Annotated in this window: 14 protein-coding genes and 2 tRNA genes; 13 read left to right on the forward strand and 3 right to left on the reverse strand. The window is 74.0% G+C overall.

All coding sequences use genetic code 11. From position 1 onward, the window contains the following. Positions 1-183: 183 nt before the first annotated feature. A complete protein-coding gene (locus OOK41_RS17835; protein ID WP_117669164.1) occupies positions 184-606 on the forward strand; it encodes a protein-tyrosine phosphatase family protein in 423 nt (140 codons plus the stop codon). 230 nt (positions 607-836) lie between these two features. Beyond that, the gene (locus tag OOK41_RS17840; protein ID WP_266266010.1) at positions 837-3,710 is read left to right on the forward strand and encodes a M56 family metallopeptidase; all 2,874 of its coding nucleotides are present in this window, start codon (positions 837-839) and stop codon (positions 3,708-3,710) included. Between the two features lie 114 nt (positions 3,711-3,824). On the opposite strand, the gene OOK41_RS17845 is transcribed toward OOK41_RS17840, so the two are convergent. Next, complete coding sequence (locus OOK41_RS17845) at positions 3,825-6,098, reverse strand: excinuclease ABC subunit UvrA (protein ID WP_266266011.1); 2,274 nt, start codon at positions 6,096-6,098, stop codon at positions 3,825-3,827. 342 nt (positions 6,099-6,440) lie between these two features. Between OOK41_RS17845 and OOK41_RS17850 the strand changes: the two genes are divergently transcribed. From OOK41_RS17850 to OOK41_RS17880, 7 genes are all read left to right on the forward strand, one after another. Continuing rightward, positions 6,441-7,682, forward strand: coding sequence for a D-alanyl-D-alanine carboxypeptidase family protein (locus tag OOK41_RS17850; protein WP_266266012.1), 1,242 nt, complete (start codon positions 6,441-6,443; stop codon positions 7,680-7,682). 98 nt (positions 7,683-7,780) lie between these two features. Next, positions 7,781-8,962 carry a glycosyltransferase gene (locus tag OOK41_RS17855; protein WP_117669133.1) on the forward strand — a complete coding sequence of 394 codons (1,182 nt, stop codon included), beginning with the start codon at positions 7,781-7,783 and terminating at the stop codon, positions 8,960-8,962. Between the two features lie 41 nt (positions 8,963-9,003). Beyond that, positions 9,004-9,708, forward strand: coding sequence for a polysaccharide deacetylase family protein (locus OOK41_RS17860; RefSeq protein WP_117669163.1), 705 nt, complete (start codon positions 9,004-9,006; stop codon positions 9,706-9,708). Next, on the forward strand, positions 9,705-10,598 hold the full coding sequence (locus OOK41_RS17865) for a DMT family transporter (RefSeq protein WP_266266013.1): 894 nt from the start codon (positions 9,705-9,707) through the stop codon (positions 10,596-10,598). The genes OOK41_RS17860 and OOK41_RS17865 overlap by 4 nt, the downstream gene beginning before the upstream one ends. A 41-nt stretch (positions 10,599-10,639) precedes the next feature. Further along, positions 10,640-11,446 carry a peptidylprolyl isomerase gene (locus OOK41_RS17870; RefSeq protein WP_266266014.1) on the forward strand — a complete coding sequence of 269 codons (807 nt, stop codon included), beginning with the start codon at positions 10,640-10,642 and terminating at the stop codon, positions 11,444-11,446. Positions 11,447-11,600: 154 nt separating this feature from the next. Next, entirely contained in the window at positions 11,601-12,383 is a 783-nt protein-coding gene (locus tag OOK41_RS17875) for a M15 family metallopeptidase (RefSeq protein ID WP_266266015.1), read from the forward strand. A 129-nt stretch (positions 12,384-12,512) separates the two neighbouring features. Then, positions 12,513-13,019, forward strand: coding sequence for a DinB family protein (locus OOK41_RS17880; protein WP_266266016.1), 507 nt, complete (start codon positions 12,513-12,515; stop codon positions 13,017-13,019). Positions 13,020-13,115: 96 nt separating this feature from the next. On the opposite strand, the gene OOK41_RS17885 is transcribed toward OOK41_RS17880, so the two are convergent. Then, positions 13,116-13,901, reverse strand: coding sequence for an alpha/beta hydrolase family protein (locus OOK41_RS17885; protein WP_266266017.1), 786 nt, complete (start codon positions 13,899-13,901; stop codon positions 13,116-13,118). A gap of 195 nt (positions 13,902-14,096) precedes the next feature. On the opposite strand from OOK41_RS17885, the gene OOK41_RS17890 reads away from it, so the two are divergent. From OOK41_RS17890 to OOK41_RS17905, 4 genes are all read left to right on the forward strand, one after another. Next, positions 14,097-14,495 (forward strand): hypothetical protein, encoded by a 399-nt coding sequence (locus OOK41_RS17890; RefSeq protein ID WP_266266018.1) that lies wholly within the window; start codon positions 14,097-14,099, stop codon positions 14,493-14,495. Between the two features lie 524 nt (positions 14,496-15,019). Continuing rightward, positions 15,020-15,093, forward strand: a tRNA-Gly gene (locus tag OOK41_RS17895). A 33-nt stretch (positions 15,094-15,126) separates the two neighbouring features. After that, positions 15,127-16,326, forward strand: a complete 1,200-nt coding sequence (locus OOK41_RS17900; protein ID WP_266266019.1) for an RtcB family protein — start codon at positions 15,127-15,129, stop codon at positions 16,324-16,326. Positions 16,327-16,368: 42 nt separating this feature from the next. Beyond that, positions 16,369-16,440, forward strand: a tRNA-Gln gene (locus OOK41_RS17905). A 13-nt stretch (positions 16,441-16,453) separates the two neighbouring features. Here the strand turns inward: OOK41_RS17905 and OOK41_RS17910 are convergent. Next, on the reverse strand, positions 16,454-17,833 hold the full coding sequence (locus OOK41_RS17910; RefSeq protein ID WP_266266020.1) for a hypothetical protein: 1,380 nt from the start codon (positions 17,831-17,833) through the stop codon (positions 16,454-16,456). Positions 17,834-17,866 lie beyond the last annotated feature (33 nt).

Here is a 17,866-nt window from a genome sequence, read left to right on the forward strand (position 1 = left end):
GCGCGCGTCGCTCTGCCTCGATCAACTGTGGGCGGGCGACATGGCGGTGGCCGGCGCCCTGGAAACCCCGTTGTCGGCGCCACCGAGCCGGTCATCTTGCCCGGTCCCGCCCGGCCAGTCCGGTCTGCTCCCCTTCGTCCCGTCTGGCCGGGGACCCTTCCGGCCGGTTGGAGAATGGGGGTCATGGACGAGGTGACGGGATGGGCCGGCAGCGCCGGGGTGGTCGTACTGCCGGGCGGATCGGCGGTGCGCGGACGCCGGATCGGTGATCCGGCCTCGCCCGCCGACTTCGCGCTGTTGCTCGCGCCGGGCCCGGCTCCGGCGTGGGCGCACCGGCGGATCCGCTGGCCCGACTTCCTGGTGCCGCTCGACCGGGCCGACGCGCTGGACGCGCTGCGGGAGGCGTTGCGTCGGTCGTACGCGGGGGAGCGGGTGGAGGTGGCCTGCCGGGGCGGGATCGGCCGGACGGGCACGGCGCTGGCGGCGCTCGCCGTGCTCGACGGGCTGCCGGCCGATCGGGCGGTGTCGTGGGTGCGCGAGCACTACCACCCGCAGGCGGTGGAGACGCCCTGGCAGCGGCGCTGGGTGCGACGGGTGCCGCGCTGACCGCCGCCGCGCCGAGGGGTGCGTCCCGGCGCTGGTGAGGGCTCGCGCGCCCGTTCGGGCTCCGGGCTGTGCGGATTGCCGACAGTCAATGCCTGGCTCAACCGGTATACATGTCGGACCGTGGTGTGTGGAGGTGCCGCCGTGAGAAATCCACCATCGACGATCGCGCCGGAGGAGCCCTGCCGGGATGCGACGGGCCCGGACGGTGGCGGGCACGGGGGGACGGCAGCGTGACCGAAACTCCCCATGCGCGGGCCGCGGAGCGGGTGGTGGCCGCAGGCACGACCCTGCGCTTCGTGTTGCTGATCGCCCTGCTGGTGGTGGCCAGCTCATCGATGATGGACAGCACGCTCTGGACGTTCAGTGACTCGTCCGGTAACGGCTGCTCACTTGCCGCAGGCGTGGATCCCAGCCGGAGCAGCGATCTGACGGCCATCGCCGCCGTCCTCGACCAGGGGGACGCCTTCGATGCCTGCGTGGCCCGCTACGAGTCGGTGCCGGGCTGGTGGAGCCTTGCCTGGCCGGCCGGGCTGCTGGTCGCCGCCGGCGTACTGTTCCTCGGCCTGCCGGCCTGGAAGGCACGGCGCGGTCGGGTCGTCCCGCTGGCCGCGGTCGACCAGGACGGTGAGGTCCTGCGCGCGTTGGCGGACCTGGCGGCGGCGGCGGGCCTGGCACGTGTGCCGCGGGTCGTCGTGGATCCGGGGGCGGCCTCGACCGGCGCGGTGGTCTTCGGCCGCAACCGCCGGCCGACGATGTGCCTGCACGGTGGCCTGCTCGCCCGCAGGACCACCGACCCCGACAGCTTCCGGGCGGTGCTCCTGCACGAGCTGGCCCACATCCGCAACGGCGACGTCACGATCACCTACCTCACCGTCGCCCTGTGGCGGGTGTTCGTCGGCATGGTGCTCCTGCCCTACCTGGCGATCTACACAACCATGTTCGTCAACGCCCTGCGATCGCCGTTCCTCGTCGGTGAGCTGCCCATGTTCGTCCGAGGGTTCCTGCTCACCGTCGTCCTGGTCGGACTGGTCCACCTGGCCCGGTCGGACGTGTTGCGCAGCCGTGAGGTCTACGCCGACCTCGCCGCCGTGCGCTGGGGTGCTGCGCCCCGAGCGTGGGCGGTCCCGGCACCGGATCGGGTCGGGGGCAGGCTGAGGCGGATCGTCGGCCGCTTCGTCGAACTGTGGCGGACCCATCCGCGCTGGGATCTGCGTCGGGACGCGCTGGCGGATCCCGCGGCGCTGTTCGGCGTACGGGCACTGCCGATGTTCCTGACCGGGGTCGCCACCTCGCTGTTCACCTTCCAGGCCGCCGACATCCTGGGAGCGCGTGACCTTACCGAGGATTGGGCGCTGCAGGCGATGACGCTCGTCGCGGCGGTCCTGGTCACCGGCTCGGTGGGCATCGTGTTGTGGCGGGCGGTCACCCATGCCGTGCTGACCGCGCGGGCCGTGCCCTCCGGGGTGCGGGCAGGGCTGTGGCTGGGCGCCGGGATGGCGACGAGCAACGTGGTCATCAGTGACCTCGCGCTTCTCCAGTGGCTGCCCACCCGGCCGGAGGTCCTGCTGCTGGTCGTGCTCGTGGGAGTGGTGTTCGCGTGGTGGACCGCGCAGTGCGCCCAGCTGTGGGCCGGGGTGTGGCAGGGGCGGACGAACCGCCTGGTCATGGTCCTGACCCTGACGGCCGCGGGTCTGCTGCTGTCGTCGTGGTTCGGGTGGTGGCGGCTCAACGGCGTGCTCTTCGCGTACGGGTGGCCGTTCGACAGCGCGGGACTGCGCCAACTGCTGGAGCAGGGGCGGGCGCCCGGCGACATCGCGGAACACGGCGTCGCCCTGTCCGTGCTCGCCATGGTGGGATCGCTGCTGTACACCCTGCCCACCCGCCCTCTCGAACTGTTGGCGCTCGCCGCCCTGTGGGTCGTACCGCTGTTGGCCTGGACGGTCCGCCCGGCCGGCGCCTCGGCGGCCGGCGCCTCGGCCGGTGCCGTCGACGACGCGCAGGCGGCCGGGGGTGCTCTGCCGCCGCTGCGGCGGACGCTGCTGCCGGGCCTGCTGACCGGGGCGGCGGCATGCTGGGTCGCCGTCGTGGCCGTGCTGGCCTACCTGCACGCCTGGCAACCGCTGCCCGGGCAGCGCGGCGTCCTCCACGTCTGGACCTACCTCGCCTGGGTGCTCGTGGCCCTCGTGGCGGCGGCCATGGTCGCCGCCGTCGTCGCGAGCGTGTCGGCGAGCCGTTTTCGGCTGATCTTGGCGCTCATCGCCGCCCAGACCGCGATCGTGGTGGGTGCCGCCGGAGTGCTGGTCCTCGCCTCCCTGGACGGATGCCTCGGGCTGCTCGGCACGATCCGGGCGACCTGTGACCGGCACCCCGCCGGCGCGCTGTGGCAGGAGATCCCGTTCGTGCTGAAGGCCGGCCCCGTACTCGCCGTGATCGCCGCGGTGGTGGCGACGGCGGGGGTATCGGCAGTCCGCGCGGCGCGACGCTCGACGGCGCGACGTACGGCGGACGTACCGTCGCGGGTTACCCGACGGGGCGGACTGGTCATCCGCCGCGTCGGTGTGGGCGTGCTGTGCGCCGCAACGCTGGCAGCCATCGCGCTGGAGGTCACGCACCCCGCACCCAAGCGTTCGACGGGATTCGACGCCAGTGCCCCGCAACGGATGGGCGCCGCCGACCAACAGGTGGCGTCCGCCGAGGTCAGGATGAGACAGGTGTCCGCCTGGATGCAGTACGGCGGGCGCGACCTCCTGGAGCGGTTCCTGACCGAATCGAAAGGTTTCGCGGAATATCTGGCGGCGCCCACGCCCGACGCTTCCGGGAAGCCCAAGCTCGACAGCTCCGTCGTGCGCTCCCACTGCCTGGACCTCGACGGGGTCGCGCGGGACGCCCGCGCCTACTTCCGCATCCCCGACCCGGAGGCCCAGTCCTACTGGCGGACGTTCATCACCCAGCTTGAGCAGAGTGCCCAGGACTGTGCACGCGCCGCCGACGAGGACAACGGTCAGCTTCTCCTTTCGTCGATACAGGAACTCGACGCGGCGCGGCAGGCCCTCGGCGCGGCCGTCAACCGGATCGGAACGGTGGCACGCGCCGGCCGCCGATAGGTTGCGGGTGGTGAGGGCACCGGGCTTGGCAGGACCCGGCGACGGCCGGTGCGCTCGCGGGTAGGTCGAGGACGGGCCGGGTCCACCGTGGGCGTGCTGGACCCGGCCCGGTCCTCAGTGGGCGACGTACTCCCGCAGGTGGGTGGCGGTCAGGGTGTCGCCGTGCGCCACCAGGTCGGCCGGGGTGCCGGTGAAGACGACCCGGCCGCCGTCGTGGCCGGCGCCCGGACCGAGGTCGATGATCCAGTCGGCGTGCGCCATCACCGCCTGGTGGTGCTCGATCACCACCACCGTGTTGCCGGCGTCCACCAGGCGGTCCAGCAGGGCCAGCAGGTTGTCGACGTCGGCCAGGTGCAGGCCGGTGGTCGGCTCGTCCAGCACGTAGGTGTGCGCCTTCTCGCCCATGTGGATGGCGAGCTTGAGCCGCTGCCGCTCGCCCCCGGAGAGGGTGGTCAGCGGCTGGCCGAGGCTGAGGTAGCTCAAACCCACGTCGGCGAGGCGGTCCAGCACCGACCGGGCCGGCCCGCCGGGGAAGAAGTCCCGGGCCTCGGTCACCGACATGGCGAGGACCTCGCTGATGTTCTTCCCCCGCAGGGTGTACGTGAGCACCTTCGGGGTGAACCGGCGGCCCTCGCACTGCTCGCACGTCGAGGCGACCCCGGCCGTCATGGCCAGGTCCGTGTAGATCACCCCGATGCCCTTGCAGGCCGGGCAGGCGCCCTCGGAGTTGGCGCTGAACAGCGCCGGCTTGACCCCGTTGGCCTTCGCGAAGGCGGCCCGGACCGGGTCGAGCAGACCGGTGTACGTGGCCGGGTTGCTGCGCCGGGAGCCGCGGATCGCCGACTGGTCGACCACCACCACCCCGGCACGGCGGGGGAGCGAGCCGTGGATCAGCGAGCTCTTGCCGGAGCCGGCGACGCCGGTCACCACCGTGAGCACCCCGAGCGGCACGTCGACGTCGACGTCGCGCAGGTTGTGCAGGTCGGCGCCGCGGATCGGCAGCTGCCCGGTGGGCGGGCGGACCTGCTCGCGCAGGCTGGCCCGGTGGTCCAGGTGCCGGCCGGTCAGGGTGTCGCAGCGACGCAGCCCGGCGACGTCTCCGTGGTAGCAGACCCGGCCGCCGTCCGGGCCGGCTCCCGGGCCGAGGTCGACCACGTGGTCGGCGATCGCGATGGTCTCCGGCTTGTGCTCCACCACGAGCACGGTGTTGCCCTTGTCGCGCAGCCGCAGCAGCAGGCCGTTCATCCGGGCGATGTCGTGCGGGTGCAGCCCGACGGTCGGCTCGTCGAAGACGTACGTGACGTCGGTGAGGCTGGAGCCGAGGTGCCGGACCATCTTCACCCGCTGCGCCTCGCCCCCGGACAGGGTGCCCGACTCCCGGTCCAGGCTGAGGTAGCCCAGGCCGATCTCGACGAGCGAGTCCAGCAGGTCGCGCAGGTTGGCCACCAGCGGCGCCACGGACGGGTCGGTGACGCCCCGGACGAACCCGGCCAGGTCGCTGATCTGCATCGCGGAGCACTCGGCGATGTTGCGGCCGGCGATCCGGGAGGACAGGGCGGCCCGGTTGAGTCGGGCGCCGTCGCAGTCGGCGCAGGTCGTGAACGTGACGGCCCGCTCGACGAACGCCCTGATGTGCGGCTGGGCCGGCTCCTTGTCCTTGCTCAGGTACAGCCGGCGGACCTTGACGACCAGGCCCTCGTACGTGAGGTTGCCGCCGCCGACCTTCATCTTGGTGGCCGGCTTGTGGAGGAAGTCCTGCCACTGCCGGGGCGTGTAGTCCTGGAGCTTGACGTCGGGGTCGAACAGGCCCGAGGCGACGAAGGACTGCCAGTACCAGGAGTCGACCGCGAAGTTCGGCACCGTGATCGCCCCGTCGTTGAGCGACCGCTCGACGTCGACGAGTTCGCGCACGTCGAGGTCGGAGACCCGGCCCAGCCCCTCGCAGGTGGGGCACATCCCCTCGGGGAGGTTGAAGCTGAACGCGCCGGCCGCCCCGACGTGTGGCTGCCCGAGCCGGCTGAACACGATGCGCAGCATGGCGTACGCGTCGGTGGCGGTGCCCACCGTGGAGCGCGAGTTCGCCCCCATCCGCTCCTGGTCGACGATGATCGCGGCGCTGAGGTTGCGCAGCGAGTCGACGTCCGGCCGGGCCAGGCTGGGCATGAACGACTGGAGGAAGGCGCTGTAGGTCTCGTTGATCATCCGCTGCGACTCGGCGGCGATGGTGCCGAAGACGAGCGAGGACTTGCCGGAGCCGGAGACGCCGGTGAAGACGGTGAGGCGGCGCTTGGGGATGTCCACCGAGACGGACGCGAGGTTGTTCTCCCGGGCACCACGTACCTCGATCATGTCGTGGTTGTCGGCGACGGTCCGAGTTGCCTGCTGCATGCGTACCCTTCGGGCGATCGTGGGCAGGGGGAACCCTGCCCGGTTGCTGCTTGGGGGCCTGGCCGATTCAATTGTCTCATTGACGTGCCCGTTGAGGCTTCCCGCGACGTTTCCCGTGTCACCGGCGGTGGAAGCGCCGGGAAGTCTCAAACGGCACGCCAGCAGTGCGGCGGACGTCGTGGCGGAGCGGCGAGCGGGACGGCGGCTGCGGGCGGTCGCGCTGCGACGGGCGGCTACCCGTTCCCGATCGTCGCCGCCCTGCCGGGTGCAGGGCGGGTGGCGCGGTCCGCCGGACGACCGCGCCTCCCGACGACGCCGGATCCTGCCCGTTATGGTGCTGGCATGAGAGCCCCGGTGCTGGCCGCCGCTGCCGCTGTCCTGCTCGCCGGCGTCGGGACGGCCGTCCCGGCCCGCGCCGCCCCGGCCGGCCGGGCCGCCGCGACCGTGCCCTGCCCGAGGGCGGTGGCGCCGAAGGTGCCGCGCTCGGCGAAGCCGACGCCCCCGCCGTCGGTGCCCGGGCAGCAGGCGGTGGGCGGCGTCGCGCTGGCCACCCCGGGCCTCGTCGTGCCGGCCGGCGTGCCCGCCCCGCCGGCGGTCACCGCGACCTCCTGGCTGGTCGCCGACCTGGACACCGGCACGGTGCTCGGCGGCTGCGGCCCGCACGAGTACGCCACCCCGGCCAGCGTGCAGAAGCTGCTGCTGACCGCGACCGCGCTGCCGAGGCTGGACCCGAAGCAGGTGGTGACGGTCACCCACGCCGACCTCGACATCGCCCCGGGCAGCTCCGCCGTGGGCCTGCTGGAGGGCGGTCGCTACACCGTCGAGACGGTCTTCCTCGGGCTGCTGCTCCAGTCCGGCAACGAGGCCGCCAACGTGCTGGCCCGGCTCGTCGGCGGCGCGGACGGGGCGGCCGGCGGGGTCCGGGCGATGAACGCCGAGGCGGCGCGCCTCGGCGCCCTGCAGACCCACGCCGTCACCCCCTCCGGCCTGGACGGCCCCGGCCAGTTCACCAGCGTGTACGACCTGGCGCTGATCGCCCGGGTCTGCTTCGCCGACCCCACCTTCCGCCGGTACGCGCTGACCGAGAGCACCCGGATCCCCGCCCAGCCGGCGCTACGGGAGAAGGGCTTCCAGATCCAGAACGAGAACCAGCTCATCTACCGCTATCCCGGGGCGCTGGGCGGCAAGACCGGCTTCACCGACTACGCCCGGCACACCTACGTCGGGGCGGCGCAGCGCGGCGGACGCCGGCTGGTGGTCACCCTGGTCGGGGCCGAGCCCAGCCCGATGCGCGGCTGGGAACAGGGCGCCACGCTGCTGGACTGGGGCTTCTCGCTGCCCCGGGACGCCTCGGTGGGCCGCCTCGTCTCCCCGGGGGAGACGGCCGCGAACGGCTCGCCGTCGGCGTCCGAGGCGGTCGGCCCGGCGGCCACGCCCGAGCCCCGGGCGGTGGCCGCCGACCGGGTCGCCCGCCCCGGCCTGACCGCGTCGTGGCCGGTGGTCGTGGGGGCTGCCGCCGCTGCCGTCGTCGTGGCCGCGCTGTTCACCACGGCGCTCCTGCGGCGCCGACGCCACCGCGCCTGAGTCCCCGCCGCCGACACCACCAGTAGGCGGCCCGGGCGCCGGGCGGTGTCCGCCCGGCCCGGGGGAGTCAACCCGCGTCGGGTGGGTAAGCGCGGGCGGTGACCGCGGAGCACCGGGGGCGGATCGTCGTGGTGTCGGCCGATGTCGGCGCCGGCCACGACACGGCCGCCGCTGAACTGACGCGCCGGCTCGCCGACCAGGGTTTCGTCGTGGACCGGGTGAACTTCCTCGACCTGCTGCCGCGCCCGGTGCGGTGGATGTGTCGGGAGGCGTACCGGGGCGTCCTGCGCTGGGCTCCGTGGGGCTACGATGCGCTGTTCGCCGTCACCGGCCGGTCCCGGCTGGTGGTCGCCGTGCTGCGGGGGGCGCTCACGCCGCTGCGCGGCCGGGCCCGGCGGGCGGTCCCGCCACGCACCCGGGCGGTCGTCACCACGTACCCGTTCGCGAACCAGCTCTTCGGGCCGCTGCGTCGCAGCGGCGGGCTGGCCGTCCCGCTGGTCACCTACGTCACCGACTTCGTCATCCACCCCACCTGGGTCGCGCCGGGCGTCGACGTCTACTGCGCCCTGCGGCACGCCCGCCCCCGCACGGCCGGCCCCGACCTCGACGTCCGGACGGTCCAGCCGCTGGTGTCGATCGCCTTCCAGGCGGCCACGGGGACGAGCCGCAGCGAGGCGCGACGGCGTTTCGGCCTGCCGGAGCGGGGCCGGTTGGCGCTCGTCGTCGCCGGGGCGTGGGGGGTGGGCGACATCGAGGCGACGGTCGCGGACGTTGGTGCCGTCGAGGGCGTGCGTACCGTGGTCGTCTGCGGGCGCAACGAAACCCTGCGCCAGCGGCTGCGGCGGTTCACTCAGCACGCCCTCGGCTGGGTCGACGACATGCCCACGCTGATGCGGGCCGTCGACGTGGTGGTGGAGAACGCGGGCGGGCTGACCTGCCAGGAGGCGCTGAGCTGCGGACTGCCCGTGGTCACCTATCGCCCTATACCGGGTCATGGCCGGGCAAATGCCGCGATCCTGGCCGAAGTCGGCCTGACCCGGCTGGCACCGTCCGCCGACCACCTGCGCCGGGTGCTGTCCACGTCCGGCCTGGAGTCCGCCGACGGGGGGATGACCCGCTGTGCCGACCCCGCCGGGCTGGTAGCCGAGGTGGCTGCCCGGCCGTCGGCCGTCGCCGCGTCTGAGGCGTACCGCCGCAGGTCGGTGCTGGACGCGGTGGGTGAGGCGGTCGCGGTGCTGGCCACGGTCCTGCCGTCGATCCGCTGGACGGGCCGGCGGTGATCGCCCCCGCCGGACGGCCGCCGCGAAGGCGGTCCACCGCGCTGGTCGGCGCGGCCACCGTCGCGCTCGCCACCGCCCAGCTCGCCCCGTCGGTCACCGCGGTGCCGGCGGTGCGTCGCCGGCTGTTCCCCCGGCTCGCCGGGGCGGGCGAGCCACGGCGGATCGCCCTGACCTTCGACGACGGGCCCGACCCCGAGTCCACCCCCCGGTTCCTCGACGTGCTCGCGGAGCACCGGGTGCGGGCCACCTTCTTCCTGCTGGGCACGATGCTCGCCCGGTCGCCCCGGCTGGCCGGGGAGATCGCCGCCGGGGGACACGAGGTGGCCGTCCACGGCTGGACCCACCGCGCCCTGCTGCGCCGGGGCCCGCTGGCCACCTACCGGGACCTGGCCCGGGCCCGCGCGCTCGTCGAGGCCACCAGCGGCCGTCCCCCACGCTTCTTCCGCCCACCGTACGGGGTGCTGACCGGGCCGGCGCTGGTGGCGAGCGCGCGGCTGGGGCTGGCGCCGGTGCTGTGGACCTGCTGGGGCCGGGACTGGACGGCGACGGCGAGCGCCGACTCGGTCTTCGGCACCGTCACCGCCGGGCTGGCCGGCGGCGGCACCGTCCTGCTGCACGACGCGGACAGCGCCACCGCCCCCGGCGCCTGGCGGGCGAGCCTCGCCGCCCTGCCCCGGCTGCTGGCGGAGTGCCGCCGCCGGGGGTGGGTCGTGGGCCCGCTCGGCGAGCACTGGGACCCGGTGTGACGATCCTGGCCGTGGCCTGCGCCCTGGCCGCCGCGTCCTGCTTCGCGGTGTCCACGGTGATGCACCAGCGCGCGGCGAAACGCCAGCGGCGGCATGCCGCGCTGGACCCCCGGCTGCTGCTGAGGCTGCTGCGGACCCGCCTGTGGCGGCTCGGCTGGGCGCCCGACGTCGCCGGGGCGGGGCTCCAGGCGCTCGCCCTGCGGTTCGGGCCGCTGACGCTCGTCCAGCCGCTGATGGCCAGCGGCCTGTTCCTGGCGATCCTCGTCGAGGCCGGCTGGAGCCGGCGGCGGGTGGGACGGCGGGACCTGCTCGGCGCGACGGCGGGGCTGCTGGGCCTGGCGGTGCTCCTGGCCGCCGCCGAGCCCCGCGCGGGCGTCCCGGCGCCGACGGCGCACGCCTGGTGGGCGGTGGCCCTCGGGACGGGCGGGGTCGTCGCGGTCGCGCTGGCGCTGTCGGCGGTGGTGGCCGGGGCGACCCGGGGCGCGCTGCTCGGCCTCGCCGCAGGCATCCTGTACGGCGTCGCCGCCGCCCTCGTCAAGGCGCTGGCCGCCGGCTTCCACGGGGACATCGGCGCCCTCCTCGTCGATCCGCTGCTGCCCGCCGCGGCCCTGGTCGCGCTGGCGGGTCTGATCATCAACCAGAGCGCCTACCAGAGCGGCCGGATCGCCGCCCCGTTGACCGCGCTCACCCTCGCCGACCCGGTGGTGAGCGTCGTGCTCGGGGTGACCGCGTTCCGGGAGGCCGTCACCCTGGGCGGTCCGCGGATCGTCGTGCTGGCGCTGGCGGTGGCCGCCATCGTGGCCGGCGTCTGGCTCGCCGGCACGTCCCCGCGGTCGGCCGCGTCGGGTGGGCGCGTGTCGCCGTCGACAGGAGGACCGCCGGATCCATAGACTGCGATCTTTCTGGAGTCACCAGCCCAGGAGGACGCCCCGTGTCGAGGTCATCCCGTCGGCAGCCGGTCCCACTGTTCCCGGCCCATCCCCCCAGAACGCGTACGCTGTCCCGCCTCACCGGTGTCGCGCTGCTCGCCACCACCCTGGTCGGCGGCAGCGGCGTGGCCGCCGTGGCCGCTCCGGCCACCGCTGTCCCGGCCGCCGCCGCGCCGCCGAGGACGACCCCCGGCCCGTGCGCGTACACCGAGACGCCGGACGAGCCGGCCGCCCGGCCCGTCCCGCTGCCACCCGACCCCCGCCGGACGCCGGGTCACGGCACCGTACGGGTCACGCTGCGGACGAACCAGGGCCCGATCGGCCTGACCCTGGACCGCGAGCAGGCGCCCTGCACCGTGCAGAGCTTCCTGCACCTGGTCCGGCACCGGTTCTACGACCGTACGTCGTGCCACCGGCTCACCGCGTACCCGACGCTCAGCGTGCTCCAGTGCGGCGACCCGTCGGGCACCGGGGCGGGCGGGCCGGGCTACCGGTACGCCGACGAGCTGCCCACCGACCTGCCGCCCGCGCCGACGGACCCGACGGGCGTGCGCAAGGTGTACGCCCGGGGCGTGCTGGCCATGGCCAACGCCGGCCCGGACACCAACGGCAGCCAGTTCTTCCTGGTGTACGCCAACTCGGCGCTGCGCCCCAACTACACCGTCTTCGGCGAGGTGGACGCCGCCGGCCTGGCCACCCTGGACCGGATCGCCGCCGGCGGGATCGCCCCCACGGCCGAGGACCCGGCCCCGGTCGACGGCGCGCCCGCGCTGCCGGTGGAGATCTGCCGGGCGGCCCGCCGGCTGTGACACCCGGCCAACCCCACCCCGGAGCGTAATCCACCGGTCCGCCATGAACCGTGCCTGATGCTGCTAGAACGGACAAATGGCGGCGGAGGGCTCCCATCGCGGGTCGATCAAGAGGTTTACGTCAGGATTCTGGCTCAGACCTGACGTAAACCTCTTGATCACCGCCGCAGGGCGGGTGGGTGCCGGGGGCGCGCTGCTGTTGGCGGGTTGTTCCGCGCCGGAGCGGCCCGCGCCCGCCCCGCCCCCGCCGGCCGGGTTCGTGGTCCTGTCCGACATCGACTCGACCATCGGTTCCGACATCCGGTACGCCACCGCGCACAATTTCGTCGGCCGGCCGATCGCCGGCTACCGGGAGCCCCTGTGCCTGCTCACCCGGCCCGCCGCCGAGGCGCTGCGCCGGGTGCAGCAGGCCGCCCGCGCCACGGGTCACCGCCTCAAGGTGTACGACTGCTACCGCCCGCAACGCGCCGTGGACGACTTCGTGGCCTGGGCGAAGCGTCCCGGCGAGGAGCAGGCGAAGGCCGAGTTCTACCCCGGGGTGGCGAAGTCGCGGCTGTTCGCCGAGGGCTACCTCGGCGCGCCCACCGCGCACAGCCGGGGCAGCACCGTCGACCTGACCCTGGTCGTCGACCCGCCGCCCGGCCAACGTCCCTACGTCCCCGGCGAGCCCCTGGTCGCCTGCACCGCACCGAAGGACGACCGCTTCCCGGACAACGGCGTCGACATGGGCACCGGCTTCGACTGCTTCGACCCGCGCGCCCACACCGCCGACGGTCGGGTCACCGGAGCCGCCCGGGACAACCGCGAACTGCTGAAGCGGCTGATGGTCGACGGCGGGTTCACCAACTATCCGCGTGAGTGGTGGCACTACCGGTACGACGACGAGCCGTACCCCGAGACGTACTTCGATTTTCCCGTGGCCCGCCCGTCCCGCTGACCCGGCGGGCCCTGCCCGCCCGCCGGCGGCGGCCCCGGCGCTAGGCTCGCCCGGCGAGCATCGCCCCTCGGCGGCCTCCGCTCCGCCGACCCGGGGACCGGGCCGTCGGCGACCCGAGAGGACCCGGACATGACCACCGAGCGGATCGGCCCGCCCCTGATCGCCGACGAGCGCGAGATGCTGCGCGCGTTCCTGGACTTCCACCGCGCCACCTTGGCCATGAAGTGCGAGGGTCTCACCGACGGGGAACTGCGCCGGCAGGCGTGCCCGCCGTCCACGCTGAGCCTGCTCGGCCTGCTCCGGCACATGGCCGAGGTGGAGCGCACCTGGTTCCGCCGGGTGATCGGCGGCGAGGACGTGCCGCTGGTCTGGTCGGCGACCGGCGACTACCAGGAGGCGTACGACGCCCGCACCGCCAGCGGCTCCGAGGCGTTCGAGGCGTGGCGGCGGGAGGTCGAACACGCCCGGCGCATCGAGCGGGAGGCCGAGTCGCTGGCCGTCGTCGCCCACAACCCCCGCTGGGGCGAGGACGTGTCGCTGCGCCTGGTGATGCTGCACATGATGCACGAGTACGCCCGGCACAACGGCCACGCCGACCTCCTGCGCGAGGCCGTCGACGGCTCGGTCGGCGTCTGACCCCCCGCCGCGCCCGGTCGAGTGGCTACCCGGAACTCCTGGACGACGCCGGCCCCGCCAGGGCCGTTTCCCAGCAGCAGCTGCGGGACCCGGTCGTCACGCCCCGCTGGGCGGGCGCAGCGGCAGCCAGGCCAGCACGTCGCGGATCTTCGCGTCCCAGTACGCCCAGTCGTGGGCGCCGGGGGAGAAGTCCACGGTCAGCGGCACGCCGCGCCGCCGCGCCGTCTCGACGAACCGGGTGTTGTCGTCGAACAGGAAGTCCTCGGTGCCGCAGGCCACGTACAGCGCCGGTAGGTCGTCCCCGGCGCGCTCCAGCAGCGCGATCGTGTCGTCGTCGCTGCCCGGGACGTGCCGGTCGCCGAAGACGGGGTGCCACACGGCCGGGTCCACCGGGCTGGTCGGGTGGTCACGCCGCTGCGCGAAGTCCAGCGCCCCGGAGAGACTCGCTGCCGCCGCGAACCGGCCCGGGGCGCGCAGCGCCCACTTGACCGCGCCGTATCCGCCCATCGACAGGCCGGCGACGAAGGTGTCCTCGCGCCGCTCGGAGAGCCGGAAGAACGACCGGCAGAGCTCGGGCAGTTCGGCGCTGAGGAAGGTCCAGTACCGGTTGCCGTGCTCCCCGTCGGTGTAGAAGCTGCGGCCGGCCTGCGGCATCACCACGGCCAGGCCGAGCGGCGCGACGTACCGCTCGATGGCGGTGCGCCGGGTCCAGACGGTGTCGTCGTCGCTGAGGCCGTGCAGCAGGTACAGCACGGGCGGGTCACCGGCCGGCGCGCGCCCGGCCAGGCCGATCCCGGAGCCGGCCGGGTCGGGCAGGAGCACGGTCATCGAGGTGCCCATGCCCAGCGCCTCGGAGTGGAAGTCGCAGCGGATCAGCGCCATGGGCGTGGATGCTACGCGGCGCGGACCGGCGTCCTGCGGCTGGCGCTGCGGCGTCCCGGTCCGCCGCGGCGTCGCAATCGGGACCGGCCACGGAGGAGTGTTTTTGCCCTGGGGCGTGCATGAGGCTAGATCAAAGCTTTACCAGGCTGTAACGTCCGCGCTGCTGGATCTGTCACAGGGAAGTGGGAGTCAGTGATGAGCGACGTGTCGACGGCCCTGGGTGTGCGCCTCTACCCCGACCTGGTCGAGCTGGGTGGGCTCGCGTCCGCGCTGGCCCTGACCGCCACCCGGTGTCAGGTGGACGTGGGCCGGATCAAGGCTCCCGAGCAGGGGCGGAGCCGGTTCACCTGCGCCGAGCTGACCTCCGAGCGGGGGACGATCTGCGTGGGGCTGGGGTCCCAGGCCCGCTACTTCATGATCGACATGGCCGGATCGGACGGGTCCCGGGCCGACGGCGACACCACCGACCTGGACCAGGTCGTGCGGATCGCCGACGCCTGGCGTGCCGGCGTGGGGCTCGCCGAGCTGCGTGCCCGCTTTCCCTTCCTCGACCACGTGACCGAGCCGGTCGGCGAGGACCGCGCCCTGGCCTGACCGCCACCCCGACCGCGCCGAGGGCCGCCACCTCCGCGGCGTCGGACGTACTCATCCCGGCTGTGCTGAGATGTCACCGTCGGTAGGGCCGGCGGAATGGGCGCCTGCGGCCAGGAGTAGTGCGCTCTCCTGGCCGCGCCCGCTCAAGAGGAGCCGGGTTCGTTCGCCGGTTCGCCCGCTCTCTCCCGGGGCGGCCGAATATCCATTGCGGCCACCGTGGGCCCTCGCCTACGGTCATCGAGCAAGGTCAACCCGAGCTGATCCAGGGAGCATGCCGTGTCGCAGCGCAAACGCACCACGTCCTCGCGGCCAGCGCCGCGCGGCGGTGCCCCGCTGCTCACCGGCGGGCAGACCCTCGGCCGGTTGCAGCGCCGACAACTCGGGTGGTGGCGCGGATAGCGCCAGCGCGACACGCGCAGCCGCCCATCCCGAATCCGGGACCGGGCGGCTTTTTCGTCCCCGGTGCCCGCCCGCCGGCCAGAACGTATCGCCCACGTCCGTCCCGCCACCGGTGGGTCGGCCTCGCGGTTGTAGCGCAGCCCGGCAGCGCGTCACCCCGCCACGGTGAAGATCGCCGGTTCGAATCCGGCCAGCCGCTCCGCGAAAGACGAGAACGAACAAGGAGAACACGATGGCATTCACCCCGCTTGCGGGCACCCGCGCGCCCGTCCGGGTCTGGACCGACCCGTACGCCATCGAGGAGCAGGCCGCCCGGCAGCTGCGCAACATCGGCGCGCTGCCCTGGGTCGAGGGCGTCGCCGTGATGCCCGATGTCCACTTCGGCAAGGGCGCCACCGTCGGCTCGGTGATCGCGATGCGGCAGGCGGTCTCCCCGGCGGCCGTCGGCGTGGACATCGGCTGCGGCATGTCGGCGGTGCGGACCTCGCTCACCGCCGCCGACCTGCCCGACGACCTCGCCGGGCTGCGGTCCGCGATCGAGGCGACCATCCCGGTCGGCTTCGCCAGGCGCGACGACGCGGTCGACCCGCGCCGGGTACGCGGGCTGGAGCAGCGCGGCTGGACCGACTTCTGGGGGCGCTTCGGCACCCTCGACAAGCGGGTGGCCCAGCTTGAGACCCGGGCCCGGCAGCAGATGGGCACCCTCGGCGGTGGCAACCACTTCATCGAGGTCTGCCTGGGGCAGGACGGCCAGGACGCCGGCCGGGTCTGGCTGATGCTGCACTCCGGGTCGCGCAACATCGGCAAGGAGCTGGCGGAGCGGCACATCGGCATCGCGCGGCGGCTGCCGCACAACGCCGAGCTGCCCGACCGGGACCTGGCGGTCTTCCTCGCCGGCACGCCGGAGATGGAGGCGTACCGGCGGGACCTGTGGTGGGCGCAGGAGTACGCCCGCCGCAACCGGGCGGTGATGCTGGCCCTGCTGTGCAACGTGGTCCGCGACGAGTTCCCGCAGGTCCGCTTCGAGGAGCCGATCTCGTGCCATCACAACTACGTCGCCGAGGAGACGTACGGCGGGGTGGACGTGCTGGTCACTCGCAAGGGCGCGATCCGGGCCGGCGCCGGGGACCTCGGCATCATCCCCGGCTCGATGGGCACCGGGTCGTACATCGTGCGCGGGAAGGGGAACCCGGACGCGTACTGCTCCGCCTCGCACGGGGCCGGGCGGCGGATGTCGCGCGGGCAGGCGAAGCGGACGTACAGCACGGCCGACCTGGCGCGGCAGACCGCCGGGGTGGAGTGCCGCAAGGACGCGGGGGTGGTCGACGAGATCCCCGCCGCGTACAAGGACATCACGGAGGTGATGGCGCAGCAGGAGGACCTGGTCGAGGTGGTCGCCCACCTCAAGCAGGTGGTCTGCGTCAAGGGTTGAGACGGCCCGGCCGGCGCCCTCTCCGGCGCCGGCCGGGACCCTTGCGAGCTGGTGCAATGGGCAGCACACCCGTCTCTGGAACGGGCGATGGAGGTTCGAGTCCTCCGCTCGCAGCGCGAGCCTCGGGTCAGCCCGATCGAAGGCTCAGCGGGGTGCGTCGGATCACGTCCATGACCTGCGCCGCCGCGCCGGAGGGACGGCGGTCGCGCAGGTCCAGCACGGTGCCGGGGACGCCCACGCGGTGGGTCACCAGCAGCCGCATGATCGCCAGCAGGGGGTCGAACCGTCCGGTCAGGTCGAACTGCCGGCCGTCGGGACCGATCACGACGGCGGGGCTGACCCCGGCGGCGAGGTTGGTGCGTTCCCAGTCGATCTCGTACGACCGGCGGTCCCCGCCGACCTGCACGACGAGCTGCTTCGTCCGGTGCAGCAGCGCGAGGTAGTTGATCGGCACCGTCAGCTTCTTCCGGACGTCGAACGGAGTGCCGCCGTCGGCCGGGAAGATCCGCAGGACGGTCTCCAGCACCGGGCCCTCGTACTGGAAGGTGTCCGTGCCCCGCAGCTCCAGGAACCGGCCCCGGACGAGCTGCCCGCCGTGGCGCGCCCACCGGCGGTCGACACCGCCGAACGCCCCCTCCGCTCCGGGCAGGCGGTCGATCACCCACCTGGCCCTGCCGTCCGGCACCGGCTCGGGCTGCGGTCGACCGGTTGCGGCCCGCTCGACCAGGCTCTGGAGCCGCGTCGCCGCGGCGGGGTCGATGCGTCGCAGGTCGATCGTGTCGCCGTCCAGGGCGATCCGGCCGGTGGCCCTCGCGGTTCTCATCTGCTCCAGGAGGAGATCCGGGTGCCCGGTCAGGTCGACGCGCCGGCCGTCGAGACCGACCAGCTTGCAGGCCCGGGCGCCCGACAGCAGGGCGCTGCGCGGCCAGTCGATGCCGAACTCCGCGGGGACGCCCGGGTGGGTGACGGCGACGAGTCGTCCCGCGGTGACGGCCGCCAGGCACAGGGCCGGCACCCGCCACGTGGCCGTCGACTCGAACGGCTCGCCGCCCTCGGGGTGAACCCACAGCCTGAGCCGGATGCGCGGCTTGGGCTCGTCGGGGTCGAGGTCGCCGCCGTAGCTCTGGTACGTCGCCTCCCAGTCCTGGCCGTACGACACGAGCGTCGCCTCGCGGACCTCGGCCGTGGCCAACCGGCCGTCCTGGATCGGGATCCGGGCGGTGGGGGTCCACATGGCGAAGCTGTCGTCGTCGCGCCGGTGCGCGTCGTACACCATGTCGCGGTCGTTGATCACCCGGTAGTGCGCCCGGGTGAACAGGAAGGCGCCGACCGGGATCGCGAGGGTGAGCACCAGGCCGGTGAGGAGGAAGGCCAGCGGGACGCCTTGCTCGCCCCAGCCGACGTCGCTGACGCCGAGGGCACCCACGACGAGGAAGACCGGCCCCGCCAGCCCGCAGACGGTGAAGATCACGAGGTTTCGGACGAACGTACGGGTGAAGCTCTGCACGGCCCCTCCTCCGCCGACTCCGGTTCGTTGATA

This window comes from Micromonospora sp. NBC_01655 (assembly GCF_026339755.1).
Taxonomy (GTDB): domain Bacteria; phylum Actinomycetota; class Actinomycetes; order Mycobacteriales; family Micromonosporaceae; genus Micromonospora.

Excerpts from the sequence above, each read along its gene's own strand:
- OOK41_RS17835 (WP_117669164.1), top strand. The coding sequence starts at position 184 with ATGGACGAGGTGACGGGATGGGCCGGCAGCGCCGGGGTGGTCGTACTG.
- OOK41_RS17845 (WP_266266011.1), bottom strand. The coding sequence starts at position 6,098 with ATGCAGCAGGCAACTCGGACCGTCGCCGACAACCACGACATGATCGAG.
- OOK41_RS17850 (WP_266266012.1), top strand. The coding sequence starts at position 6,441 with ATGAGAGCCCCGGTGCTGGCCGCCGCTGCCGCTGTCCTGCTCGCCGGC.
- OOK41_RS17880 (WP_266266016.1), top strand. The coding sequence starts at position 12,513 with ATGACCACCGAGCGGATCGGCCCGCCCCTGATCGCCGACGAGCGCGAG.
- OOK41_RS17885 (WP_266266017.1), bottom strand. The coding sequence starts at position 13,901 with ATGGCGCTGATCCGCTGCGACTTCCACTCCGAGGCGCTGGGCATGGGC.
- OOK41_RS17890 (WP_266266018.1), top strand. The coding sequence starts at position 14,097 with ATGAGCGACGTGTCGACGGCCCTGGGTGTGCGCCTCTACCCCGACCTG.
- OOK41_RS17900 (WP_266266019.1), top strand. The coding sequence starts at position 15,127 with ATGGCATTCACCCCGCTTGCGGGCACCCGCGCGCCCGTCCGGGTCTGG.